Origin of the sequence: Acinetobacter sp. SM1B, from assembly GCF_003289665.1 — a bacterium.
GTDB classification, from domain to species: domain Bacteria; phylum Pseudomonadota; class Gammaproteobacteria; order Pseudomonadales; family Moraxellaceae; genus Acinetobacter; species Acinetobacter schindleri.
Genome location: NZ_QMBM01000001.1, coordinates 307,712 through 332,432, shown reverse-complemented (window position 1 = coordinate 332,432; position 24,721 = coordinate 307,712). Strand labels below are relative to the sequence as shown.

Sequence of the window (24,721 nt, the reverse complement as noted above, 5' to 3'; positions counted from 1 at the left end):
ATATTCAAATAATAAATACCAGTTTCACCTTGATTTCCTTGCCAATAAGCCCTACATCTAAATTTAACATAGGAAATAAATCGGCAGACCGACATGACTTTAGAAAAGGCAACTTTGCCTGTTCCACAATTTGATCAGATTACACTAGCAGAACTGAAACAAAAGATTGAAAGCTGTATTGCTGAAGGTCAAAAATTCCTGAATGAACTTACCGAAACACCGGATTCAGCTCAGGAACAGCTTGCCATTTTGGAACATGTCGACACACTTGAAAATAATATGAGTGAGGCTTGGGGCATTCTCTCGCATCTCAATGCCGTGAAAAACAATGCGGAAACGCGTGAAGTTTATCAAGCCTTATTACCGGGCTTAAGTGAATACTATACCCAACTCGGCCAACATACGGCCCTGTATCAAACTTATCAGCATGTGCATGATGCGCCGGTATTTACTGACCTGCCTACAGCACAGCAAAGCGCGATTAAATTAGCACTGCGCGACTTCAAACTTTCGGGCGTAGCGCTAGAAGGTGAAGCGAAAAAACGTTATGCAGAAATTTCCGCACGTTTATCTCAGCTATCTTCAGATTTTTCCAACCATGTATTGGATGCGACTCAAGCCTACTTCAGACCATTAAATGAGGATGAACTGGCAGGCTTATCGGCAAGTAATATTGAACTGCTCAAACAGTATGGCAAACAGCATGAACTGGATCAACCCGTAGCCACTCTAGATTTCCCGTCCTATTTAGCCATTATGACCCATTCAGAAAACCGCAGTCTGCGTGAGGAAATCTATAAGGCCTATACCACACGTGCATCAGATCAGTCCGACAAATCTGAATTTGACAATACAGCTGTGATGGAAGAAATCCTGAGTCTGCGTCAAGAAATGGCTGCACTCCTCGGCTTTAACAACTATGCTGAATATTCACTGGCCAGCAAAATGGCACCAAGTGTTGACGCCGTAGATGAGTTTTTACGTGATCTGGCTGAGCATGCGCGTGCGCCTGCTAAAAAAGAGATTGCCGAGCTGAAAGCAATTGCAGCAGAAGATGGTATTACCGAGCTGCAACCTTGGGACAGCAGTTATTATTCTGAAAAGCTGAAAATGCAGCAGTTCAGCCTGTCACAGGAAGCACTGAAACCTTATTTTCCGACCCCAAAAGTAATTCGAGGTCTATTCAGCATTGTGAACCGTCTGTATGGCATTCAGGTCATCGAACGTGAAGCTCCGCTTTGGCATCCGGATGCACATTATTTTGAACTGGAAGATCAGGGTGAAGTCATCGGTGGTTTCTACTTTGACCTGTATGCCCGTCAAGGTAAACGTGGTGGTGCCTGGATGAGTGGTTTCCGCTCTCGCATGCGTACCCATGACGGCGTACAAAAGCCCATCTGTTATATGGTCGGCAACTTTACCCCACCGGTCGGCGACAAACCTGCCCTGCTAAGCCATGATGAAGTGATTACCCTGTTCCATGAATTTGGTCATGGTCTGCATCATATGCTGACTGAAGTAGACAATATCTCTGTTGCCGGTACACATGGTGTGGCTTGGGATGCAGTTGAGTTACCAAGTCAGTTCATGGAATTCTGGGCCTGGGATCAGGACAGTCTAAATCTGCTCAGCGAGCATATAGAAACCAAGGAAGTCCTACCAGCAGATCTGCTGAAAGCCCTGCTAGATGCCCGTTTCTTCCAGTCAGGCATGCAAACCTTGCGTCAACTCGAGTTTGCCCTGTTCGATCTGACCATTCATCGTGCCAATCCAGCGCTGAATGCTGAACAGGTTCAGGCGACCTTGAATGAGATCCGAGACAAATATGCCGTGTTGGCAACGACACCGTATAACCGTTTCCAGCATAGCTTTAGCCATATCTTTGCAGGTGGCTATGCTGCCGGATATTATTCTTACAAATGGGCAGAAGTACTCGCCAGTGATGCCTTTGACCGTTTTGAAACAGAAGGCATTTTCAATACTGATACGGGTCATGCTTTCCGCAAGAACATTCTGGCAGTTGGTGGAAAAGACACTGCACTAGATGCTTTTGTAAACTTCCGGGGCCGTGAGCCGAAAATTGATGCCCTACTCCGTCATCAAGGTTGGACGAATACATTAAAAAATGCTTAAACTAGCTGTTTAAATTAATCAACAGGTGAGTATGATGACCATCAAGCGTCGTTTCATTGCAGGTGCTAAATGTCCAAAATGTCAGGCGATGGATCGGATTGTCATGCTGACCTCTGGCGAGAATGAATGGATTGAGTGTATTGAATGTGGCTATGAGGAAAACCGTCCAACCCACGTTGAGCAACCTGAAGTTCCTGCTGTACCTGATGAAGTGGGTGTGATTCAGTTTAAACCGCGTTAAGTATAGAAAAATAAATAAGGTTGAACATATGAGTGTAGAGCAAAGGCATAGTTCTAAACTTTTAATGGGGATTATTGGGGCTTTAGTTACTGTCGTGATTCTGGTATTTGCTTATCAGTGGTTTAGTGCATCTTCATCTCAGGAAATACCTGAACAGGAAACTGTAACAGTTACTCCTGCTCAAGAGCCTATTAAGACTGAGGCAACGGCTCAAGTAGCTCCAATTGAAACAGAAGCAAATCTTGCCAATCGATTGGTACAGGACGATCTCATTAAAGCTCCAGTACCTGAAAATCCTGCACTGGCCAAAGAGGAAATATCCCGTCTGGAAGATATCCAGTCACAGCTAGATGAGCAAAAAGCCATGCTAGATGCTCAGCACAAGGATGCCGATGAACTGATCAGGCTGAAGGAAGAACAGCTCAAGCTACTGGAAGCCCAACTTGCAGAAGAATCATAATTTTTGATCAAATAGTTCGCTAGAATATTCCACAATCTTCTAGCGATGCTTTCTTATGCCCAGCGCAGCCCCTTCTGATCTAATTAAAGCCATCCTTCTGCTCACCTGCTCGGCTTTGCTGTTCTCTATGATGGGGGTGTGTATTCGTTATGCTTCACATACGGTTGATAACGCGACTGTCGTATTTTTCCGTAATGCGGTGGGTATGTTGTTATTCCTACCTTTGCTGCTCAGTAAAGGTGTTGGTTTCTTTAAAACTGAAAAGTTATGGATGCATGTCTGGCGTTCTGTGGTGGGTTTAATGGCAATGTATGGTTTCTTCTATGCCATTGCCCATCTCAAGCTGTCTAATGCCATGGTGTTTACCTATTCCTCTCCAATTTTCATTCCCTTCATTGCCTGGCTATTTTTAAAAGAAAAGATCACCAAAGCGATGCTGCTTGCCGCTGCTATCGGATTTATTGGTGTCTTGTGTGTAACAAAGCCAGATTCGGGGCTGTTTAATCTCATGTCAGTGATTGGACTCAGTGCCAGCTTTTTAGCGGCTATGGCTTTTGTCACTGTACGTGCGCTGACAGATACTGAACCACCAGAACGGATCGTGTTCTATTTTTGCTTTATTGGCACACTGGTTTCAGTGATTCCGATGTTCTGGCACTGGCGCCCTTATCATCTGACTGAACTGGCTTATCTGATTGCAGCAGGCGTTTTGACTAATATCAGCCAGATCCTGATGTCCAATGCCTACAAGCTGGCACCTGCCGGACAGATCGGACCTGTCAACTATGTGGCGATCATCTTTGCCGGAATTTGGGGCTATATCTTCTGGAAAGAAATCCCCGATATTATGGGCCTGCTTGGACTGGCTCTGATTTTCTCAGCCATTTTGCTATGTAGTCCTCTATTACAAAACAGCTTTAAACGAAATCATCCGTCCTCTTAAAGGCAGAAAAAAGCACCCGTAGGTGCTTTTTTAATATCCGGTGTTAGTGATACCAGCCGAACAGCTTGAACAGGTAGGGGACATAGGCAATGATCAGCATTGCTGGCAGTAACACAATTACGGGTAGAATCCAGCGTTCATAGCGGTAATAGAAAGACAAATGTCGTACCTCTGCATCTGCTTCTGCCACTTCAGCATCACCAATCGACTGCCGGGCCAGCAGATGATTCAATGCTACTGGTGGCGTCACATACCCCAGTTCAAAGCCAATCAGGGTGATCATCCAGAAATGTACCGGATGAATGCCATATTGGTACGCTACCGGCGCTACCGTTGCAGAAATCAGAATCACAGCGCCGAACGGATCCATGATCATGCCCACAAAGATCATCAAGCCAACAATCATGGTAATGACCAGAATCGTGCTGTTAATATCTGTCGGGAAAGCTTCCATGATTTCCAGACGTTCCAGCAAACCGCCAACGCTGACGGACAAAGCCATCAAAATGACCAGTGCACCGATATGCCCTACTGTTTCGCTGCTGGAGATATGCATGGATTTCCAGAAACCGAACTGACGTAAGGATGAACCAGGTGACGATTCAGGCTGTGCTGCTGTACCACCAATCCCATTCAGATTCATATTAAGACTTTCATCCCAATGCCCTACTGGTGGTATTGGTGCAGGCTGATGGCGCAGTTTGTCATACAGTACAATCATTAACAGGATGACTGGCATCATTACTGGTGCAGTGAACTCGTTCAGATTGGTCGACAATGCATATTTGTAGAACATCCAGATCAGTACAAAGATCACGATGTATGGAATCACAGCCAGGAAGGCACGACCTGATTGTGGTGCTGCTACGCCTGCTGGGGCAATACGGAACTTGCTTTCAGCAAAAAACAGTGAAATTACCAGGAACAGGGTCGAGCTCAGCAAGAATACATACACACCGTAGTGATACAGCAAGTCTGTCGTTACTTCTTTATTTAATGAGGCTACAACCACAATTAACAGACATGGACGTAATACGACACCCAGAGAGCCCGACATGGCAGTAGCTGCCAAGGCAAACTGACGGCGACCGCCGGCATTCCAGACTTCCTTATAGATAATCGCACCAGCAGCAATGACGAAGATCCCTGATGCCCCGGTATAAGCGGTTGGCAATGCAGCTGCCAGCAGGATTAACCAGGTCAGGGTTTCCGGTGCCAGATTCCATGGACGCAGAATATTCAGGAACATATCCACGACACGGGTCTGTTTCAGCAACATGCCGGCCCAGATAAACAGCGCCAGGTTCAGGAAGATGCTAGAGAACTCGACCAGCTGACCTAGATAAATCCCTTGCCCCATTGGATAATCCATGAAGAAGGTAAAGTTAATCCCGGTACTGATGGCCATATAGGCATACAGCGGTACGCTCAGGAAAGCCAGACCAAAACTGCCGCCTTCACGGGTAGGCTTCGGCAACTTAATCACCTGGAACAAGCTGATCAGGGTTAAGGTGCTAAACAGAATCATCCACAGCCAGTAGATATATTTCATCTCTCCCATGGCCACGCCAGAGTTCAGTACTGACTGATACTGGCTATAGGAGGAGAATGCCAGGAAAGCATTTGCGACGAGCATAGCCAGTGTATAGACCCGGAAATCAATTTTGGTGGCTGGGCTGCGCAGACCAATATGATGAGTTTTTAGGGTCGCACTAATGGCAGCAAATACCACCATAATCACCAGCAGCAACGCACGGTTTTCCACACCAAACTTGAACAGACCAAAGAAACTGGTTTCAAAGCTACGGTAAGCACGAATACTCGGATGAGCATTGATATGATTTATGGCCTGGGTATAGAAAGCATGAGACTCTTCACAAACCTGTTGCGCCTGCATGACTGCTGCACGTACATCCGCCTCGGAGCGCACTCCAAAGAAATCGGCATATTCATCGGCAGCATCAGCTTTCATCTGCTGTTGGACACGGCTATCGACATCGATGTTCCGTTCACATTGCGGTCGGGTTGGTTCAGCACGTAGGAATGAATACTGCATCCCCGTAGCTGGGTCGCCATAAAGCCGTTCACCCATGCGCAGCAATTGCCCATGGATCATTTCACCCGTACCAATGACAAGAGTCAGTAACAGCAAGACCAGTACGACAAATGTCGAGATCCATTCTGTCCAGATATAACGCAACAGACCTATTCCCGATCTGTTTTCAGCATCATTTTGCATGTGTATTCCTATTGTTATTCTCTGGGAATGTCTACCATACTTGGCTTCCCTTTCCCTTTGTCTTGTAAGTCCGATTTACAGACCAATCTGATTATTATGCTTCTGACTCTGCACCAGACTGTGCGAAATGAAAATGACAATTTACATTTTCTTTTTTGTTATTTATGCCAACTGCATCATTGATCCAGCCAGTAATTACCAATGATATATAGATTGGTCACTACAATCCCCCAGATCACACCCAGCAAATGCGCTTCAACCAGTACCGGACTACCAATCAATTGGGCCGTGCCCTCACTGCCGATGGTATTTTCCCAGACCAGCTTGGCAAAAATCAGAAACAATACCAAGGCTGCAAAACTGCGTTCTTTCTTATACAACAGATGCACACAGGCCACAGCGGCATACGCACCATGCAAGACACCCGACAGTCCAGCATAAGCCTCAATATCTGGCAGGAAATAATAAAAGCTAAGACTGATCAGCGGAGGCAAGACCAGTAGAATACTGACGAAGTTCCACACCGAAACACGTGGAAAGATAAAGGGCAAGCAGATAAAGGCCAGCATATTCAGGAAATAGTGCGTCCAGCCAACGTGCACCCAATGTGCCGTCCACAGCCGCCAGGGCTCACTTATCAGGCTAGCTTGCCAAAAGATAAAACTATCTTTAAATATCTGCAGCCATGCGCAGAAAGCAACAAAGACTGCCAGAAAGACAATCTTGTTACGAAGATAGTGATCATGCATCTGCATTGCTTAGTCCCTTAGCGTATGTCAATTTAGGTCCGCCTTAACGTACGGACCTGACTGGATCAGGAATCCGCATTAAACAGATCATCAAGGTCAGATGCTGTATCCGCTTCATCCCAGAAACGTTGCATGCCATCGTCTCCAGTACGAACACCGGTATGCTCGGTCCAGTAACGGTCTGCAATGCCACCCACCATAATCGAAGCCATACTGTCGATCAGCTTGAATTGTGGATTGACCGGTTTTTCATCAGAACGTGCCTGTGCAAAAGTTTTCAGCGCATCACGTAACTTGGCATCATCACCTGATGCCTGAGCAGCTACGGCATAAAGTGCATGTGATAAACGCACACCTTTCTGTTCACCAATCTGGGTCGACTGTTTCAAGGTCTGATATGGATCCGGCTTTCCATCACCTGCGCCTGGCAACAAGGTCCAGATCACGGCACGTGTAGCATTTGGTGCGCCCCAGAATTTTTCATTGTTCAGACAGGTCATCCCGCGTTCTACCACAGCAGCGATGTCCTTCGGTACCTGCACCGCTCCACCCGAGTTAATATCATTGGTCATGGCTTGTAGGCCACTGAGCATGCCCAGCAGATAGACAGTCTGTTCTGTATCACCCTTCAAGGTTGGGCAACTTTCACCCAGCGCGACATTATATTTTTTCTCGTAACGCTTCTGGAACATCTGGTAACCGGTATATTGACGCTGTGCAGCCAATGCTGCCCAACGTTTCTGCTCTACGCGAGCATCCTGCGCCTCAGTAACCTGATTGGCTTTAGATGCACGCATATAGCGTAGTTCGGCATCTAGCGCTTTCTGCTCCGCACAAATACCGGCTGCAGAGTACATCAGTACTGCAACACGGGTCGGATCTGCCCCCATCTCCTTGGTTGACATGATCGCTGGTGTTAAGGCATTGCCTGAATTACACACCATTTCTGCATCATCCATCGCCAGAATTGGTGGCACTATATGTTTTTCAGTGAAACCCAGCGCCACATTGGCACCCGTTTTAACCACCTGTGAGCAACCTGTTAAAGCCGTTGTTGTTATTACTATGGCCGCCATACCCTGGCATATTTGTTGGACTTTTGACATTTTCCTGTCCTCTATAATTGTGATTATGTCCATGCTGCTAAACATAGCAGATGAACTATATGAATTAAAGAGTATTTACTCTAAATTAGATGAGTCACTTTGCCATTGATTACCGGTTCTGCAATTGACTTGATCGAAAGAAATACTGAATTTTGGGCAAAAAAAAGTAGCATTGCGACGGTTCAGCACATGCTACTTATTAACTGGGAAAGCTTTAACTTATCGTTTTAGCTTGTTAATGTGATTGAGTTGAAATTTGTTCCCTAACTATAGTGCCGAGTCGTCCAATGACCAGTGCCAGAATTACCGCGATTACTGGAAATATCCACGTTGGAAATTCCATATTAATCTCCTCTGTTGACTTCGGTGATTCAAATGTACCTGTTTAAAATAAAAGCAATTAAGAAAATTGTCCGACAATTCAAATATTTTCCGAAGAATTATGTGAATTGTCTGACAAAGGATCAGTATATAAAGATAAGAATTTGAAAAATATATAATTTTAATTTTGATGAAAATACCGATTGCCTGGCAATCAGATCATTTTCGTAAGGACTTTCAATGACTTCCATTGTTGTGTTGGTAACTGGTCACACCAGATCAGCAATGGCGGTATTTTGGCATGCTGAAAATACACCACCAGATAAGCTTGGTGATCAATCACATGACTGATCTGGGCACGCTGTATGCGCTGATCATGATGGGTAATGGTCCATTCCCGACCATCCAGATATTCAAACTGGGCGATCTGCGGACGCTTGCGATAAAACAGATGATAGATGATCAGTCCTGCAACCAGACAGATTCCCCATAGCCATAAGGGCAATAACTGGTACATCACAAACATCAACACAATAAAAATGAAAAACTGAAACGTAAGTGCAAGCAGGCTGCGTTTCAGCTGATAACAACGATTATCCATGAACGTAGTGTTTAAGCTTGTTAATAAACTCGCGTAATTCAGGACGTGGCGGTTCGGATACTTCCATAAACCAGTCCAGCAGGTCCGGGTCTTCTTGCGCTACGAGTTCAGCAAACATTTCTTTTTCAAATGGGTCTGCTGTCAAATAGCAGTTTTTGACATAGGGATCAAAATACACATCCAACTCTTTAAGACCACGACGTGCGCGGTAAATCACTTTACGCTCTTCCAGGCTGATGTCTTCAGTCATCATATTTCCCCAACGTGTTAAAAACATGAGTAGTTTACCTAAGCGCCAAGTAATTTTCGAGGGAATTGGCGGAAAGCATCAGCATTATCTGTATTTTGTACATTTCGCACATTGTCCCCAGATAGACCCTGCCCTTATGTTCATGAGAACAATAACCAGAACAAGGAATCCTGATCATGCAATCTGCTGCGATTCGACCAATGTCGCATCTTTTACCGCGTACTTTGTTTAATGCTGAGCATGATGCTTTCCGCGAGACGGTGCGCAAATTCTATCAAAAGGAAGTCATTCCGCATACCGAACGCTTCGAACAGCAACAACACGTAGATCGCGAACTATGGAATAAGGCAGGAAGCCTAGGGCTACTCTGCCCGACTTTACCAGAACAATATGGTGGTTCAGGTGTGGATCGGCTTTACAGTATGATTCTGATTGAAGAACAAGCTTATGCCGGTGATTCAGCGACCGGTTTTTCCCTACATTCCGATATCGTCGCGAATTATATTCTGAATTTCGGCAATGAAGCCCAGAAACAGCAATGGCTAGCAAAAATGGCCAGTGGCGAAGTGATTACTGCGATTGCGATGACTGAACCCGGCACAGGTTCAGATCTTCAGGCTGTACGCACCAGTGCCGTGTTGGAGGGTGATGAGTATGTGATTAATGGCTCGAAAATATTTATCACCAACGGCTATCTTTGCGATATGGCAATTGTAGTGTGTAAAACAGGCGATAGTGACAAAGGCTCAGCTAATCTTTCATTGATCATGGTAGAAGCTGACCGTGCTGGTTTTAGTAAAGGCAAACCGCTAAATAAAATCGGCATGAAAGGCCAGGATACCTGTGAACTATTCTTTGATAACGTGCGTGTTCCTAAAGAAAATTTATTGGGTATGCCCGGTATGGGTTTTATGATGCTGATGAAAGAACTGGCCTGGGAACGCCTGATTGTGGCAATGATCTGTCAGGCAGGCGCTGAAGCTGCTTTTGCACATACGGTGAAATACACTAAGGAACGTCAGGCTTTTGGCAAACCTATCTCAGCATTTCAGAACACTCGTTTTAAGCTGGCGGAACTACGTACTGAAATCGAAATCTGTCGAGCTTATCTGGATTGTTGTATGCAACAACAGTTACAGCAACAGCTAGGCGTAGATGCAGCTGCTGCCGCAAAATACAAAATTTCAGAAATGTTCAGTAAGGTAGTCGATGAATGTCTGCAACTACATGGTGGATATGGCTATATGCTGGAATATCCAATTGCTCGTGCCTACATCGATCATCGTGCGAACCGTATATATGCTGGAACCAATGAAATCATGAAAGAATTGATCTCACGAGCAATTTAATTAAGATCATATAAACAGATAACAAAAGGAGCATTTAATGCTCCTTTTCTATAGGTTCAGATATTAAGATACTAGACGTGGTTTAACTTTTTTGCCGTTAACTTTTCCCTGTTCAACTTTAGATTTAAACTGAAGAATATCATCCTCGAAAGTTGCAGTTTTAAGATCTTTACGGTCAGCTAAATAATTATTGCTGACACGCCAAGGGCCATGCTTACCTTGTTTTGGCATGACGTTTGCGGCACGGGCAATATAACCTGAGGTCAGGCTACCCATCACCGTATCTTCGAGTAACTCTGCAGCATTACCTTCGGGTAATACCTCATCAAAACCGTTCATATCCATATAGTTCAGCAGACGGCAGATATATTCGGCTGCGATGTCTACTTTCAGTGTCCAAGATGCATTGATATAGCCAATAATCAGCGCCATATTCGGAATATCACTCACCATCACGCCGCGATACAGCATATGTTTGGAAGTATCGATGGGCTTGCCATCGATGAAAGCCTGCATCCCACCCAAAATCTGAATATTTAATCCTGTTGCTGATACGATAATATCGGCATCAAGATGTTTACCGGATTTAAGCTGAATACCGGTTTCAGTAAATCTATCGATATGGTCAGTTTCTACCGATGCACGACCTTCACGTAAAATTTTGAATAAATCTCCATCCGGTACCACGCACAGACGCTGATCCCAAGGCTCATAGTCCGGGGTAAAGTGTTTCATATCCACCTTACCCTTAAGTTGGAACTTCACCGCATTTAAAAGCAGCTTTTTAAGCAATTTCGGCTGTTTTTGTGCCAGCGCATAAATCCCGCGCTGCATACCAATGTTTCGTGCACGGGTAAGCTTATAAGCCATATCTTCAGACAGATACTTACGCATCTTGTCATAGACCATATCAATGGATGGTACAGAAGCAATATAGGTCGGTGAACGCTGCAACATAGTCACATGGCCTGCTCCACCTTTGACCATCGCTGGAACTAACGTAATAGCAGTTGCACCACTACCAATAATTACCACTTTTTTACCGCTATAATCGAAGTTCTCAGGCCAATGTTGCGGATGAATAAAAGTTCCTTTAAATGCATCCTGATTTGGAAATTCTGGTTGAAAACCTTGGTCATAATTATAATAACCAGTACAACCCAAAACAAAATTCGCTACCCAGGTTTCAGTCTTAGCTTGAGCATTTTCGATTTTCACTGACCATTTATGCGTATGCGTATCATAATTGGCATTTAAAACACGGTGCTGATAGTGAATTCTGGATTCAAGTTGGCATTCTTCTACTACTTCAGACAGATAGTTTTTAATTGATGCACCGTCAGCCAACACACTGGCTTTTTTCCAAGGTTTAAAATTAAAGCCAAAAGTCGACATATCAGAATCTGAACGGATGCCTGGATATTTAAATAAATCCCAAGTACCACCTACGCTTTCCCGACGTTCAATAATTTCAAAAGAACGCTTCGGACAATTTTTAGAGATATGTGCTGCTAAACCAATTCCCGAGATACCTGCACCCACAATTAAGATATCAACCTGTTTTTCCATATTCTTCTTTTAACCCAAGTTTGTCATTTATTTTATTAAAGCACAAAACTGACAATACTCTATGTCAAGTTTGTGTGTTTGCCCTATTTTTTTTATCTTTTGGGGACAATTTTATAGCTAAACCGATAATCAATTTATAAAAAGATAAATTTTAGGTATTAAAAAAGGCCGGTTTATTCAACCGACCTTTCCGAACAACGTTTGCTGCTCTTCACGAAATTAGTTAACTTCGCGATCTACTAGCTCAACGTAAGCCATCGGTGCAGCATCACCTGCACGGAAGCCCGCTTTAAGAACACGTAGATAACCGCCGTTTCGCTCTTTGTAACGAGGGCCAAGAACGGTAAATAATTTACCAACAGTTGCAGCTGAACGAGTACGAGCAAACGCCAAACGACGGTTTGCTACTGTATCGACTTTAGCTAAAGTGATTAAAGGCTCAGCAACACGGCGTAATTCTTTTGCTTTAGGCACAGTTGTTTTGATCAACTCGTGCTCGAACAAAGAGTTAGCCATGTTTTGGAACATCGCTTTACGATGACTGCTTGTACGGCCTAATTTCACACCACTATTACGATGACGCATGGTGATAGTCCTACTTAATTAACGGCTACGATAGGCGAAACGATCGTCCATACGGAGACTAGCTGGTGGCCAGTTCTCTAAACGCATGCCGAGTTGTAAGCCTTTAGAAGCCAGAACATCTTTGATCTCAGTAAGCGATTTTTTACCCAGGTTAGGAGTTTTAAGCAACTCAACCTCAGTACGCTGTACAAGATCACCAATGTAGTAAATATTTTCTGCTTTCAAACAGTTAGCAGAACGAACAGTTAGCTCTAGATCATCTACTGGACGAAGCAAAATCGGATCAACTTCTTCACGAGGTTCTTGAGCAACAGGAGCTTGATCTTTCTGAAGATCAACAAAGATTGCAATTTGTTGTTGCAAGATTGTTGCCGCTTTGCGGATTGCTTCTTCAGGATCAACTGTACCGTTGGTTTCAAGATCAATGATCAGTTTATCAAGGTCAGTACGTTGTTCTACACGAGCATTTTCAACTGTGTAAGACACACGTTTGATCGGGCTGTAAGATGCATCTAACTGTAAACGACCCACTGGGCGAGTCTCGCCTTCTGGGAAACGTGAGTCAGAAGTCTCGTAGCCACGGCCTTGAGCCACTTTCAGGCGCATCTTAAGATTGCCTGAAGCACTTAATGTGCCGATCAAGTGTTCAGGGTTAACCACTTCAACATTATGAGGTAAACGAAGGTCAGCCGCAGTTACATCGCCTGGACCTTGTTTCTCTAATGTTAAATAAGCTTCATTTTGATCGAACAGCTTAATAGACAATCCTTTTAGGTTCAGCAAGAGCTCGACGATGTCCTGCTGCAAGCCTTCCAAAGTACTGTACTCGTGCTCAACACCTTCAATCTCAACTTCAACCACAGCAGCGCCAGGCAAAGAAGACAGAAGGATGCGACGTAAAGCATTGCCCAGAGTATGACCAAAGCCACGCTCTAAGGGTTCTAGAATAACTTTTGCCGAGGTCCCGCTTGCCGCTTCGACCTTGATCGCTTGCGGAGTTAGAAACTCATTTGCAGTACGCGTCATATTGCTACCTCAAGGATTATTTAGAATACAATTCTACAATCAAGCTTTCGTTGATTTCAGCAGGTAAATCAGAACGATCCGGTGCAGCTTTGAACGTACCTTCTAGTTTAGAATGATCTACTTCCATCCAAGAAGGAATGCCACGTTGAGCAGCTAATTCAATTGCGTTTTTGATACGTAATTGTTGTTTAGCGCCTTCGTGAACTGCAATCACGTCACCAGCTTTAACTTGGATAGACGCGATGTTAACGCGACGGCCATTTAAAGTGATTGAACGGTGAGATACTAACTGACGAGCTTCAGCACGTGTAGAACCAAAACCCATGCGATAAACAACGTTATCAAGACGGCTTTCAAGTAACTTTAACAAGTTCTCGCCAGTTGCGCCTTTAACACGAGCTGCTTCTTTATAGTAGTTACTAAATTGACGCTCTAAAACACCGTACATACGACGTACTTTTTGTTTTTCACGTAATTGTAGTGAGTACTCAGATTGTTTGCTGCCACGCGCACCACCGTGTTGGCCAGGCGCTTTAGCATGTTTTTTAGTCTTAACGTCAAATGGTTTAACGCCAGATTTTAATTGCAGGTCTGTCCCTTCGCGGCGAGAGAGTTTGCATTTTGGACCAATATAACGAGCCATGAATGTTTCTCCTTACACGCGACGTTTTTTAGGTGGACGGCAACCGTTGTGAGGAATTGGAGTCACATCGGTAATGCTATTAATTTTATAACCCACTGCACCTAAAGCACGAACCGCAGATTCACGACCTGGACCAGGGCCTTTAACAAGGACGTCCAAGTTTTTCAAACCGTAATCCAAAGCTGCTTTACCAGCAACTTCAGCAGCTACCTGAGCAGCGAACGGAGTTGATTTACGTGATCCACGGAAGCCTTGTCCACCTGAAGTGGCCCAAGCCAGTGCATTACCTTGACGATCGGTAATAGTCACAATGGTGTTATTAAAAGAAGCGTGAATGTGTGCAACACCTTCAGAGACGGTACGAGTGACCTTCTTGCGTGTGCGAGTATCTTTAGCCATCTTTTAGCTTCCAGAAATCTTATTTCTTAATTGGTTTGCGCGGACCTTTACGGGTACGTGCGTTAGTTTTGGTGCGTTGACCACGGACAGGCAAGCTGCGACGATGACGAAGACCGCGGTAGCAGCCTAAATCCATTAAACGTTTGATGTTCATGGAAATTTCGCGACGTAAATCACCTTCGGTCGGAACCTTGGCAACTTCTGCACGAATCGCATCAAGCTGAGCGTCATCTAACTCACGGATCTTAGTCGTTGGAGCAATACCTGCAGCAGCTAAGATAGCTTTTGAAGTATGGCGACCAATACCAAAGATATACGTTAGAGAGATAACAGCATGCTTGTTATCCGGAATGTTTACACCGGCAATACGAGCCATTCAATTTTCTCCAAAAAGGCAGTAGAGATAATCAACCGCCCCACAAAAATCTTGAGGGGCGGATAATAACCTAATTCGCCTACTGAAATCAACAGGTCTTGATCAGATTAACCTTGACGCTGCTTATGACGAGGTTCTGCGCTACAAATTACGCGGATAACCCCATTACGACGGATAACTTTACAGCTACCACAAATTTTCTTTACAGAAGCTTGTACTTTCATGATGAAACCTCTAAGTGCGCTATCCCTTAGGATGAGCAGTCGTTTTTCTCATTAATGTTTGATTGTCATACTGGTGCGAAGTGAGATGTGCTTGTAGCTGAGCCATAAAGTCCATCACCACCACTACCACGATTAGCAACGATGTTCCGCCCAAGCTGAATGGAATACCAAAAGAACTCTGCAGGATCATCGGCATTAAACAGATGACAGTGATGTAAATCGCGCCAATGAAGGTCAAACGATTGAGAATATGATCTAAGTAACGAGCAGTTTGCTCACCTGGACGAATACCAGGCACGTAAGCTCCGCTGCGTTTCAAGTTTTCTGACACTTCTTTCGGGCTAAATACTAGCGCAGTATAGAAGTAACAGAAAAAGATAATTAACGCACCAAAGAGCACCAAATACAACGGCTGACCAGGCGACAACACCAATGCCAAATCTTGCAGACTACGCTTGATAATTCCTGCATCAGGATCTGCACTGCCAACCCACTGACCTAAGCTCGCTGGGAACAAAAGCAATGAACTTGCAAAAATTGCAGGAATCACACCGGCCATATTGATTTTTAATGGCAAATGTGTCTGCTGTGCAGTAAATACGCGACGACCCTGCTGCTTCTGAGCATAGTTGACCGGAATACGACGTTGCGCCTTCTCGATAAACACAATTGCTGCAAGCACGGCGATGGATAACAATGCAAATATCGCCAGACCAATAAGACTAGACTGACCATTATCGACAGAAGTCAGGGACTGCATAACCAAAGTTGGCAGACCTGCAACAATACCTGCGAAGATGATCATGGAAATACCATTCCCCACCCCACGCTCGGTAATCTGTTCACCCAACCACATCAGGAACATGGTCCCCGCAACCAATGAGGTTACCGCAGGAACATAAAAAGCCAGACCAGAGGTCAGGGTAATTCCCTGGCTGATCAAGCCCGCGCACATACCGACCGCTTGCACAAATGCAAGGAACAGTGTGCCCTGTCGTGTGTATTGATTTATTTTACGTTTGCCTTGCTCGCCTTCTTTCTTTAAAGCTTCCAGCGAAGGAACGACTGTTGACATCAGCTGCACGATAATCGATGCAGAGATGTATGGCATAATCCCAAGAGCAAGAATAGACATTCGCTCCAATGCACCACCCGAGAACATGTTAAACAAACCAAGGATCGTACCTTGGTTTGCATTAAACAAATTCTCCAGCGCAGCATTGTTAATGCCCGGTACTGGAATATGTGCTCCCAGTCGAAACACCAACAACGCACCAATGAGAAACATCATTCGACGAATAATTTCACGGTATTTCACATGAAATGGTTGGCCTTTCATCATGTTGACATGACCTGAAGAACTAGGAGACATAGACACTGGAGATTACTCCTCGACTTTACCGCCAGCAGCTTCAACAGCAGCTTTAGCGCCTTTAGTCAACACAACACCTTGTACAGTGAATGCGCGAGTAATTTCACCAGAAAGTACGATACGTGCACGAGTCATGTCTTTACGTACAACGTTCGCAGCTTTTAAAGTTTCTAGAGACACGATGTCACCTTCAACTTTAGCAAGCTCAGATAAACGTACTTCAGCAGTTTTCAAAGCCTGTTGGCTAGTGAAACCGAATTTAGGCAAACGACGATAAAGTGCTGTTTGACCGCCTTCGAAACCTGGACGAGTACCACCGCTCTTACGTGAGTTTTGACCTTTGACACCACGGCCACCGGTCTTACCAACGCCAGAACCGATACCACGGCCTAGACGCAGGTTGTCACGCTTAGCACCTTCTGCAGGTGCAATAGTATTTAAACGCAGAGTCATGGCTTATTCCTCTACACTAACCATATAGTAGACTTGGTTGATCATACCACGGTTAGATGGAGTATCTAACACTTCAACAGTATGACCAATACGACGCAGACCTAAACCTTTAAGGCTCAGCTTGTGATTTTTCAAGCGATGCGATGCAGATTTAGTCTGGGTAACTTTAATCGTTTTCATGATTATTACCCTTGAATTTGTTCTACTGAAAGACCACGTTTCGCAGCAACTTTCTCAGGAGAAGTCATGTCACGCAGACCTTTGAAAGTCGCGTTAACTACGTTAGCAGCGTTAGTAGAACCGTAACATTTAGCAAGTACGTTGTGTACACCAGCAGCTTCAAGAACGGCACGCATAGCGCCACCAGCGATTACGCCAGTACCTTCAGAAGCAGGCTGCATGTAAACACGGCTTGCACCGTGACGAGCATTCACAGGGTGTTGTAAAGTCGTACCAGCAAGATCTACAGTGATCATGTTGCGACGAGCAGCTTCAAGTGCTTTAGAAATAGCAGCTGGAACTTCACGTGCTTTACCACGACCAAAACCTACGCGACCATTACCATCACCTACCACAGTTAATGCTGTGAAAGAGAAGATACGACCACCCTTAACAACTTTGGCTACACGATCAACGGCAACCAGCTTTTCAACAAGACCTTCGTTTTGTTCAACTTTAGCCATGATTAGAACTCCAAGCCGTTTTCACGAGCAGCATCAGCCAAGGCTTTGATACGACCATGATATTTGAAACCAGAACGGTCAAATGCAACTTTAGTTACACCAGCTGCCTTAGCGCGTTCTGCGATTAAAGCACCTACTTTTTGAGCTGCTTCAACATTACCAGTTGTACCAGCACGTAGAGTAGCGTCTAGTGTAGAAGCTTGCGCTAATACTTTGCCACCATCTGCTGAGATAACTTGAGCATAGATGTGACGCGGAGTGCGGTTTACACACAAACGAGTCGCACCCAATGCACGGATGTGCAAGCGTGTGCTTTTCGCACGACGCAAACGGGATTGTTTCTTTTCGTTCATAAGAACCTCGCGCCTTATTTCTTCTTAGCTTCTTTACGAAGTACAACTTCGTCAGAATAACGAACACCTTTACCCTTATACGGCTCTGGTGGACGGTAACCACGGATTTCCGCAGCAACTTGACCTAATTTTGCTTTATCAGCAGATTTTAGGATAATTTCAGTCGCTGTAGGAGTTTCTGCAGTTACACCTTCAGGAAGGTTGTAGTCAATCGGGTGAGAGAAACCAAGGTTAAGGTTAACAATGTTACCTTTAACCGCAGCTTTATAACCAACACCGATAAGTTGTAACTTACGTTCGAAACCTTCGCTAACACCTTTAACAAGGTTGTTAAGCACAGCGCGAGCAGTACCAGCCTGCATCCAAGCGTCTTTAGATTCAGCTTTAGGAGCAATAACTAGAGTACCGTCTTCCTGTTTTAGCTCGACCAGCGCATGCAGGTTGAAAGACAATGTACCTTTAGTGCCTTTCACTTCGACCTGCCGGCCGTTCTGAGTAACTGCTACACCGTTAGGTACAGTTACTGGGGCTTTAGCCACACGAGACATGAGGAATCACCTATTAAGAAACAAAAGCAATAACTTCACCACCAATGCCTGCAGCACGTGCAGCGCGATCAGTCATGATGCCTTTGCTTGTAGAAACAATTGCAATACCTAAACCTTGCTTAACGCTTGGAAGTGCATCTTTACCGCGATACTGACGTAGACCTGGACGGCTTACGCGTTTCACAGTTTCGATAACTGGTTTGCCTTCAAAATATTTTAACGTAATAGTTAAAGTTGCTTTGCCTTCAACATCAGCAACTTCTACGTTTGAAATGTAACCTTCTTGTTGAAGAACGTTTGCAATAGCAACCTTCAACTTAGAATTAGGCATAGAAACAGTTTGTTTCTTCGCCATTTGCGCGTTACGAACACGTGTTAGCATGTCGGCAACGGTATCTTGCATACTCATTTATAGTGCTCCTTACCAGCTTGCCTTAACAACGCCAGGTACATCACCTTGCATTACTTTTTCGCGTACCATGTTACGGCTTAAACCGAACTTACGGAAGTAACCATGAGGACGACCAGTTAAACCACAACGGTTACGTAGACGTACTGGAGATGCATTACGTGGTAATGCTTGTAATTTCATCATCGCTTCGAAACGTTCTTCGTCTGATGCATTTACGTTAGCAATAACAGCTTTTAATTCAGCACGTTTTGCAGCGTATTTAGCAACAGTAGCTTCGCGTTTCAATTCGCGATTAATCATACCTTTCTTAGCCATTTCGACCTCTTATTTGAACGGGAAGCCGAATGCACGCATAAGCGCACGGCCTTCGTCATCGGTGCGAGCAGTCGTAGTGATGGTAATGTCCATACCACGAATACGGTCAATCTTGTCAAAATCGATCTCAGGGAACATGATCTGTTCTTTAAGACCCATTGAGTAGTTACCACGACCATCAAATGATTTCGCTGAGAAACCACGGAAGTCACGGATACGAGGAATCGCAATAGAGATCAAACGGTCTAAGAATTCGTACATGCGTTCGCCGCGTAAAGTAACTTTACAACCAATCGGCCAACCATCACGGATTTTGAAACCAGCGATAGATTTACGAGCTAACGTAAGTACTGGTTTTTGACCAGCGATAGCTTGCATATCAGAAAGAGCACCATCAAGGAGTTTCTTGTCAGCAGCAGCTGCGCCAACACCCATGTTGATAGTGATTTTAGTGATGCGAGGGATCTCCATCACATTCTTAACACCCAATTGTTCTTGTAATTGAGCTTTAAGTTCGTCGTTGTAACGTGCTTTAAGTCTGGCCATTGCCTTTTTCAACCTATTACTTCGCTACCGCCACTGATTCACCATTTGATTTGAATACGCGAGTTTTCACGCCATCAATCACTTGGTAACCAACACGGTCAGCCTTTTGGGTTGTAGCATTAAAAAGTGCCACGTTTGAGATGTGAAGAGAAGCTTCTTGAGTTACGATGCCGCCTTCAGCGCCAGTAGCTCGGTTAGGCTTCTGATGTTTCTTAACTAGGTTAAGACCTTCTACCTTCACTTGGTCATTTGAAACAGACAGAACAGTACCCTGTTTGCCTTTTTCTTTACCTGCGATCACAATTACTTGATCGCCTTTTTTAATCTTAGCCATGATTGCCTCTTATAGAACTTCAGGAGCCAATGAAATAATTTTCATGAACTGTTCAGTACGAAGTTCACGAGTCACTGGTCCGAAAATACGAGTTGCAATCGGCGCTTTGTTGTTGTTCAAAATAACAGCAGCGTTATCGTCGAAACGAATCACTGAACCATCTGGACGACGGATGCCGAATTTAGTACGAACTACAACTGCATTCATCACGTCACCTTTTTTAACACGTGCGCGTGGAATTGCTTCTTTTACAGTAACTTTAATAATGTCGCCAACAGAAGCATAACGACGATGTGAACCACCAAGTACTTTAATACATTGTACGCGGCGAGCACCACTGTTGTCTGCTACGTCGAGCATAGTTTCGGTCTGAATCATTGCCCTACTCCAAAACCGAGCATCACCGGTCGCAAATTCGAAAGGCTCAAAGAGTACTCGAATTTGACCGATGATGCAACAAGAACGTTAATTACTCAGCAGCTGCTTCAATAACTTCAACTAGAGTCCAAGACTTAGTTTTAGAAATTGGGCGGCTTTCTTTGATTGTTACAACATCACCAGTTTTAGCTGTGTTGTTTTCATCATGAGCATGTAATTTTGTTGAACGGCGGATTGATTTGCCATACAACGGGTGTTGAACACGACGTTCGATAAGCACAACAATAGACTTGTCCATTTTGTCGCTTACTACTTTGCCTGTTAACGTGCGGACTGTTTGTTCACTCATTGTCCGTTCCCCTGTTTTTCGGTAAGGAGGGTCTTGATACGAGCAATAGTCTTGCGAGTTAATTGCACTTCGTGCGATTTACCCAATTGACCAGTTGCTTTCGCCATACGAAGACGGAATTGGTTAAGCTGTTGCTCATCAAGCAAAGCCGTCAACTCTTCTACCGACTTTTCACGTAGATCTTTAGTTTTCATTACATTACCGTCCGAGTCACGATAGTGGTTTTAAACGGAAGTTTAGCAGCTGCAAGCGTAAATGCTTCGCGAGCCAATTCTTCGTTAACACCATCAATTTCGTACAAGACTTTACCTGGTTTGATTTGGCAAACCCAGTATTCCACAGAACCTTTACCTTTACCCATACGAACTTCAAGAGGTTTAGAAGTAATAGGTTTGTCTGGGAAGACACGGATAAAGATCTTACCACCACGTTTAATACGACGGCTGATAGTACGACGCGCTGCTTCAATTTGACGCGCAGTCATTTGACCACGTTCAATTGATTTAAGAGCGATTGTACCGAAAGATACTGAACTACCGCGGTGTGCAAGACCAGTGTTACGGCCTTTTTGCACCTTACGGAATTTCATACGTTTAGGTTGCAACATGGATTATTCTCCTTTTTCAGCAGAACGATCATTGCGACGACCACGACGCTCTTGACCTTCACCACGACCGCGACCGCGTTTAGCTGGACGTTCTTCAGCTGGAGCCGGGTTCATGACTTGTTTCATGCCGCCCAAGATCTCACCACGGAAGATCCAAACTTTAACACCAATCGTACCGTAAGTAGTTTCAGCACGCATAGTAGCATAGTCGATGTCTGCACGAAGTGTATGTAGAGGTACACGACCTTCACGATACCATTCAGTACGAGCGATCTCAGCACCACCTAAACGGCCTGAAACTTCAACTTTGATACCTTTAGCGCCAGCACGCATTGTGTTTTGAACCGCACGCTTCATAGCACGACGGAACATTACACGTTTTTCTAATTGAGAAGCGATAGCTTCAGCAACAAGACGTGCGTCTAAGTCTGGACGATCGATTTCGTTGATGCTTACTTGCGCAGGAACACCCATGATAGATGTTAATTCGCGTTGTAATTTCTCAATGTCTTCGCCTTTTTTACCGATCACGATACCAGGACGAGCAGTGCTAATAGTTACTTTAGCAGCGCCTGTAGGACGTTCGATAAGAATATTGCTGATCATTGCATTCTTAAGTTTTTTAGTTAAAAACTCACGAACTTGCAAATCTTTAAGCAAGTATTCAGCGTATTGTTTCGGACTCGCATACCAGTTAGCGTTATGACGTTTCACAACACCTAGGCGGATACCGATTGGATGAACCTTCTGACCCATATCAAACCCCTACCTTAACGGTAATGTGACAAGTACGCTTAGTAATACGATCTGCACGGCCTTTAGCACGTGGCATAATACGTTTCAGGCTCATGCCTTCATCAACGTAGATCGTAGAAACTTTAAGGTCGTCTACATCTAAACTGTTATTGTGTTCAGCGTTTGCAATTGCAGACTCTAACGCTTTCTTAACCAGGACTGCAGCTTTTTTGTTGCTGAAGTTCAAAATGTTAAGTGCGTGCGCAACAGATTTGCCGCGGATAAGATCTGCAACCAAACGAGCTTTTTGTGCCGAGATAGCGGCACCGCGTAATTTAGCAGTTACTTCCATCATAGCACCTATTAACGTTTAGATTTCTTGTCAACACCGTGACCACGGTAGGTACGAGTCGGTGCAAATTCACCAAGCTTGTGTCCAACCATATGTTCAGAGATGATCACTGGAACATGGTTACGGCCATTGTGTACAGAAATTGTTAAACCAACAAAATCCGGGAGGATCATCGAACGACGCGACCAAGTTTTGATCGGCTTACGGTTATTAGCCGCGATAGCCGCTTCAACCTTAGCGAACAAGTGCGCATCGACGAATGGGCCTTTTTTCAGAGAACGAGGCATTGTCAGATTCCTTTACTTGTTACTTAACGCGACGGTCGCGAATAATCATCTTAGTCGTACGCTTGTTGGTACGTGTCTTGTACCCTTTAGCTTTTTGACCCCATGGGCTTACAGGTTGAATACCTTTGCTACGACCTTCACCACCACCGTGCGGGTGATCTACCGGGTTCATCGCCATACCACGAACGGTAGGACGAACGCCACGCCAGCGCGCTGCACCAGCTTTACCCAATGAACGAAGGTTGCTTTCTGAGTTAGATACTTCACCTAACACAGCGCGACATTCAACGTGTACTTTACGCATCTCACCTGAACGAAGACGGATGATAGCGTATGAACCGTCACGACCCAACAATTGAGCAGATGTACCAGCAGAACGTACTAACTGTGCGCCTTTACCGATTTTAAGCTCGATGTTGTGAAGAGTAGAACCGATAGGCATGTTACGAAGTGGTAAACAGTTACCTGGACGAATTGGAGCATCGTTACCAGATTGTACTGAATCACCAGCGCGTAAACCTTTAGGCGCGATGATGTAGCGACGTTCACCGTCAGCATACTTCAACAACGCAATGTGCGCAGAACGGTTTGGATCGTATTCGATACGCTCAACTACAGCTGGGATGCCGTCTTTGTTACGTTTGAAGTCTACGATACGGTAGTGTTGCTTGTGACCGCCACCAACGTGACGAGTCGTAATGTGACCGTTGTTATTACGGCCGCCAGTACGTTTTTTAGCTTCAACTAGTGGAGCATAAGGAGCACCTTTGTGAAGATGGTCGTGAACGACTTTCTCTACAAAGCGACGTCCTGGAGACGTTGGCTTACATTTTTGAATAGGCATAGTTTTCGTCCTTATTCCGCTGCGCTTTCAGCGGCATCGCCCAAGTCAGCCATTTCTACATCTTGGCCAGCTTTCAGGGTGACGTATGCTTTTTTAACATCAGAACGACGTCCGATAGTTTTACCAAAGCGTTTAGTTTTACCTTTAGTGATCGTAGTGTTAACTTTAACAACTTGAACACCAAACAATTGCTCAACTGCTTTTTTGATTTCAAGTTTAGTTGCATCAGTAGCAACTTTAAAAACTTGAACACCAGCAGTTTCACCTAAAACTTGTGCTTTTTCTGAGAAAACAGGTCCTTGCAGGACTTGATATAAACGTTCGTTGTTCATCCGAGTTCTACCTCAATTTTCTTAGCAGCAGCTACAGACATAACAACTTTATCGAACGCGATCAAGCTAACAGGATCGATTGCAGTCGCATCAACCACATCTACGTGTGGAAGGTTACGAGCAGCTAGATACAAGTTCTCATCAACAGCATCAGTAACGATCAATGCACGAGTCGCATTTAAGTCGTTAAGTTTTGCAAGCAATTCTTTAGTTTTTGGAGCTGCAACAGCAAACTCTTCAACTAAAACTAAGCGATCTTGACGAACAAGTTCAGCCAGGATGCATTGCATAGCACCGCGGTACATTTTACGGTTTACTTTTTGAGACCAGTCTTGTGGACGAGCAGCAAAAGTTTTACCACCGCCAACCCAGATTGGGCTACGAATAGAACCAGCACGAGCGCGGCCAGTACCTTTTTGACGGAATGGTTTTTTACCACCGCCAGAAACGTCTGCGCGTGATTTTTGAGCTTTAGAACCTTGACGACCACCAGCTAGGTAAGCTGTAACAACTTGGTGTACAAGAGCTTCATTAAATTCACGACCGAACGCAACTTCTGATAATTCAACAGCAGAGCCGGAAACAGTATTTAAATTCACGTTATTTC

General features: G+C 44.7%; 36 protein-coding genes and 1 pseudogene. 5 read left to right on the top strand and 32 right to left on the bottom strand.

Features of this window, described 5'->3' with window-relative positions:
- Positions 1–93 precede the first annotated feature (93 nt).
- From C8322_RS01645 to C8322_RS01630, 4 genes are read left to right on the top strand one after another with little or no spacing between them, the layout of a single operon-like run.
- The gene (locus C8322_RS01645; protein ID WP_004809760.1) at positions 94–2,133 is read left to right on the top strand and encodes a M3 family metallopeptidase; all 2,040 of its coding nucleotides are present in this window, start codon (positions 94–96) and stop codon (positions 2,131–2,133) included.
- A 40-nt stretch (positions 2,134–2,173) separates the two neighbouring features.
- Positions 2,174–2,374, top strand: coding sequence for a YheV family putative zinc ribbon protein (locus C8322_RS01640; protein ID WP_171056624.1), 201 nt, complete (start codon positions 2,174–2,176; stop codon positions 2,372–2,374).
- A gap of 28 nt (positions 2,375–2,402) precedes the next feature.
- Entirely contained in the window at positions 2,403–2,834 is a 432-nt protein-coding gene (locus tag C8322_RS01635) for a hypothetical protein (protein ID WP_004809764.1), read from the top strand.
- 55 nt (positions 2,835–2,889) lie between these two features.
- Positions 2,890–3,777: a DMT family transporter gene (locus C8322_RS01630; protein WP_004809765.1), complete on the top strand. Its 888-nt coding sequence runs from the start codon at positions 2,890–2,892 to the stop codon at positions 3,775–3,777.
- A gap of 43 nt (positions 3,778–3,820) precedes the next feature.
- On the opposite strand, the gene C8322_RS01625 is transcribed toward C8322_RS01630, so the two are convergent.
- The 5 genes from C8322_RS01625 to C8322_RS01605 form a co-directional block, all read right to left on the bottom strand.
- Positions 3,821–6,016 carry a TRAP transporter large permease subunit gene (locus C8322_RS01625; protein ID WP_008302626.1) on the bottom strand — a complete coding sequence of 732 codons (2,196 nt, stop codon included), beginning with the start codon at positions 6,014–6,016 and terminating at the stop codon, positions 3,821–3,823.
- 176 nt (positions 6,017–6,192) lie between these two features.
- Positions 6,193–6,771 (bottom strand): rhombosortase, encoded by a 579-nt coding sequence (gene rrtA / locus C8322_RS01620; protein ID WP_008302628.1) that lies wholly within the window; start codon positions 6,769–6,771, stop codon positions 6,193–6,195.
- Positions 6,772–6,830: 59 nt separating this feature from the next.
- Positions 6,831–7,871 (bottom strand): hypothetical protein, encoded by a 1,041-nt coding sequence (locus C8322_RS01615; RefSeq protein WP_034592054.1) that lies wholly within the window; start codon positions 7,869–7,871, stop codon positions 6,831–6,833.
- 535 nt (positions 7,872–8,406) lie between these two features.
- Complete coding sequence (locus C8322_RS01610; protein ID WP_008302633.1) at positions 8,407–8,793, bottom strand: hypothetical protein; 387 nt, start codon at positions 8,791–8,793, stop codon at positions 8,407–8,409.
- Entirely contained in the window at positions 8,786–9,043 is a 258-nt protein-coding gene (locus C8322_RS01605) for a succinate dehydrogenase assembly factor 2 (protein ID WP_008302635.1), read from the bottom strand. The genes C8322_RS01610 and C8322_RS01605 overlap by 8 nt, the downstream gene beginning before the upstream one ends.
- A gap of 176 nt (positions 9,044–9,219) precedes the next feature.
- Here C8322_RS01605 and C8322_RS01600 point away from each other — a divergent pair, with 176 nt between their 5' ends.
- Positions 9,220–10,392, top strand: a complete 1,173-nt coding sequence (locus C8322_RS01600) for an acyl-CoA dehydrogenase family protein (RefSeq protein WP_004809773.1) — start codon at positions 9,220–9,222, stop codon at positions 10,390–10,392.
- Between the two features lie 63 nt (positions 10,393–10,455).
- Here C8322_RS01600 and C8322_RS01595 read toward each other — a convergent pair whose 3' ends face one another.
- From C8322_RS01595 to rplD, 27 genes and pseudogenes are all read right to left on the bottom strand, one after another.
- Positions 10,456–11,961 (bottom strand): flavin-containing monooxygenase, encoded by a 1,506-nt coding sequence (locus tag C8322_RS01595; protein WP_111810308.1) that lies wholly within the window; start codon positions 11,959–11,961, stop codon positions 10,456–10,458.
- A gap of 219 nt (positions 11,962–12,180) precedes the next feature.
- Positions 12,181–12,546: a 50S ribosomal protein L17 gene (rplQ, locus tag C8322_RS01590; protein WP_004786886.1), complete on the bottom strand. Its 366-nt coding sequence runs from the start codon at positions 12,544–12,546 to the stop codon at positions 12,181–12,183.
- An 18-nt stretch (positions 12,547–12,564) separates the two neighbouring features.
- A complete protein-coding gene (locus tag C8322_RS01585) occupies positions 12,565–13,572 on the bottom strand; it encodes a DNA-directed RNA polymerase subunit alpha (protein WP_004809777.1) in 1,008 nt (335 codons plus the stop codon).
- Between the two features lie 16 nt (positions 13,573–13,588).
- Positions 13,589–14,215, bottom strand: a complete 627-nt coding sequence (gene rpsD / locus C8322_RS01580; RefSeq protein ID WP_004809780.1) for a 30S ribosomal protein S4 — start codon at positions 14,213–14,215, stop codon at positions 13,589–13,591.
- Between the two features lie 12 nt (positions 14,216–14,227).
- A complete protein-coding gene (rpsK, locus tag C8322_RS01575; RefSeq protein WP_001040166.1) occupies positions 14,228–14,614 on the bottom strand; it encodes a 30S ribosomal protein S11 in 387 nt (128 codons plus the stop codon).
- A 19-nt stretch (positions 14,615–14,633) separates the two neighbouring features.
- A complete protein-coding gene (gene rpsM / locus C8322_RS01570) occupies positions 14,634–14,990 on the bottom strand; it encodes a 30S ribosomal protein S13 (RefSeq protein ID WP_004281492.1) in 357 nt (118 codons plus the stop codon).
- Between the two features lie 107 nt (positions 14,991–15,097).
- Positions 15,098–15,214, bottom strand: a complete 117-nt coding sequence (gene rpmJ / locus C8322_RS01565; RefSeq protein ID WP_000867907.1) for a 50S ribosomal protein L36 — start codon at positions 15,212–15,214, stop codon at positions 15,098–15,100.
- A gap of 19 nt (positions 15,215–15,233) precedes the next feature.
- The gene (gene secY, locus C8322_RS01560) at positions 15,234–16,553 is read right to left on the bottom strand and encodes a preprotein translocase subunit SecY (RefSeq protein WP_171056626.1); all 1,320 of its coding nucleotides are present in this window, start codon (positions 16,551–16,553) and stop codon (positions 15,234–15,236) included.
- Positions 16,554–16,598: 45 nt separating this feature from the next.
- Positions 16,599–17,039: a 50S ribosomal protein L15 gene (gene rplO / locus C8322_RS01555; RefSeq protein WP_004809786.1), complete on the bottom strand. Its 441-nt coding sequence runs from the start codon at positions 17,037–17,039 to the stop codon at positions 16,599–16,601.
- A 3-nt stretch (positions 17,040–17,042) separates the two neighbouring features.
- Entirely contained in the window at positions 17,043–17,219 is a 177-nt protein-coding gene (gene rpmD / locus C8322_RS01550; RefSeq protein WP_004809788.1) for a 50S ribosomal protein L30, read from the bottom strand.
- 5 nt (positions 17,220–17,224) lie between these two features.
- Positions 17,225–17,722 carry a 30S ribosomal protein S5 gene (gene rpsE / locus C8322_RS01545; RefSeq protein ID WP_004657688.1) on the bottom strand — a complete coding sequence of 166 codons (498 nt, stop codon included), beginning with the start codon at positions 17,720–17,722 and terminating at the stop codon, positions 17,225–17,227.
- A 2-nt stretch (positions 17,723–17,724) separates the two neighbouring features.
- Entirely contained in the window at positions 17,725–18,075 is a 351-nt protein-coding gene (rplR, locus tag C8322_RS01540) for a 50S ribosomal protein L18 (protein WP_004281497.1), read from the bottom strand.
- Between the two features lie 14 nt (positions 18,076–18,089).
- Entirely contained in the window at positions 18,090–18,623 is a 534-nt protein-coding gene (gene rplF / locus C8322_RS01535) for a 50S ribosomal protein L6 (protein WP_004809790.1), read from the bottom strand.
- A gap of 13 nt (positions 18,624–18,636) precedes the next feature.
- Positions 18,637–19,032, bottom strand: a complete 396-nt coding sequence (gene rpsH, locus C8322_RS01530; RefSeq protein WP_004809793.1) for a 30S ribosomal protein S8 — start codon at positions 19,030–19,032, stop codon at positions 18,637–18,639.
- 12 nt (positions 19,033–19,044) lie between these two features.
- Positions 19,045–19,350: a 30S ribosomal protein S14 gene (gene rpsN, locus C8322_RS01525; RefSeq protein ID WP_004809795.1), complete on the bottom strand. Its 306-nt coding sequence runs from the start codon at positions 19,348–19,350 to the stop codon at positions 19,045–19,047.
- A gap of 9 nt (positions 19,351–19,359) precedes the next feature.
- Entirely contained in the window at positions 19,360–19,896 is a 537-nt protein-coding gene (rplE, locus tag C8322_RS01520) for a 50S ribosomal protein L5 (protein WP_004809796.1), read from the bottom strand.
- Between the two features lie 16 nt (positions 19,897–19,912).
- A complete protein-coding gene (gene rplX / locus C8322_RS01515; protein WP_004809797.1) occupies positions 19,913–20,230 on the bottom strand; it encodes a 50S ribosomal protein L24 in 318 nt (105 codons plus the stop codon).
- 9 nt (positions 20,231–20,239) lie between these two features.
- Positions 20,240–20,608 carry a 50S ribosomal protein L14 gene (gene rplN / locus C8322_RS01510; protein WP_001982634.1) on the bottom strand — a complete coding sequence of 123 codons (369 nt, stop codon included), beginning with the start codon at positions 20,606–20,608 and terminating at the stop codon, positions 20,240–20,242.
- 91 nt (positions 20,609–20,699) lie between these two features.
- Entirely contained in the window at positions 20,700–20,957 is a 258-nt protein-coding gene (gene rpsQ, locus C8322_RS01505) for a 30S ribosomal protein S17 (protein WP_004809803.1), read from the bottom strand.
- Positions 20,954–21,151, bottom strand: a complete 198-nt coding sequence (gene rpmC, locus C8322_RS01500; protein ID WP_004786915.1) for a 50S ribosomal protein L29 — start codon at positions 21,149–21,151, stop codon at positions 20,954–20,956. The genes rpsQ and rpmC overlap by 4 nt, the downstream gene beginning before the upstream one ends.
- On the bottom strand, positions 21,151–21,564 hold the full coding sequence (gene rplP, locus C8322_RS01495) for a 50S ribosomal protein L16 (protein WP_004809805.1): 414 nt from the start codon (positions 21,562–21,564) through the stop codon (positions 21,151–21,153). Before rplP ends, rpmC begins: the two co-directional genes overlap by 1 nt.
- Positions 21,543–22,320: pseudogene (gene rpsC / locus C8322_RS01490) on the bottom strand (30S ribosomal protein S3). The gene rplP and the pseudogene rpsC overlap by 22 nt, the downstream one beginning before the upstream one ends.
- A 1-nt stretch (position 22,321) precedes the next feature.
- Entirely contained in the window at positions 22,322–22,651 is a 330-nt protein-coding gene (rplV, locus tag C8322_RS01485) for a 50S ribosomal protein L22 (RefSeq protein WP_001982638.1), read from the bottom strand.
- 11 nt (positions 22,652–22,662) lie between these two features.
- Entirely contained in the window at positions 22,663–22,938 is a 276-nt protein-coding gene (gene rpsS, locus C8322_RS01480; protein WP_004673001.1) for a 30S ribosomal protein S19, read from the bottom strand.
- Positions 22,939–22,957: 19 nt separating this feature from the next.
- Positions 22,958–23,782: a 50S ribosomal protein L2 gene (rplB, locus tag C8322_RS01475; RefSeq protein ID WP_004809807.1), complete on the bottom strand. Its 825-nt coding sequence runs from the start codon at positions 23,780–23,782 to the stop codon at positions 22,958–22,960.
- Positions 23,783–23,793: 11 nt separating this feature from the next.
- Entirely contained in the window at positions 23,794–24,114 is a 321-nt protein-coding gene (gene rplW, locus C8322_RS01470) for a 50S ribosomal protein L23 (RefSeq protein ID WP_004809809.1), read from the bottom strand.
- Positions 24,111–24,713 (bottom strand): 50S ribosomal protein L4, encoded by a 603-nt coding sequence (gene rplD / locus C8322_RS01465; protein WP_004786925.1) that lies wholly within the window; start codon positions 24,711–24,713, stop codon positions 24,111–24,113. Before rplD ends, rplW begins: the two co-directional genes overlap by 4 nt.
- Positions 24,714–24,721: the final 8 nt, after the last annotated feature.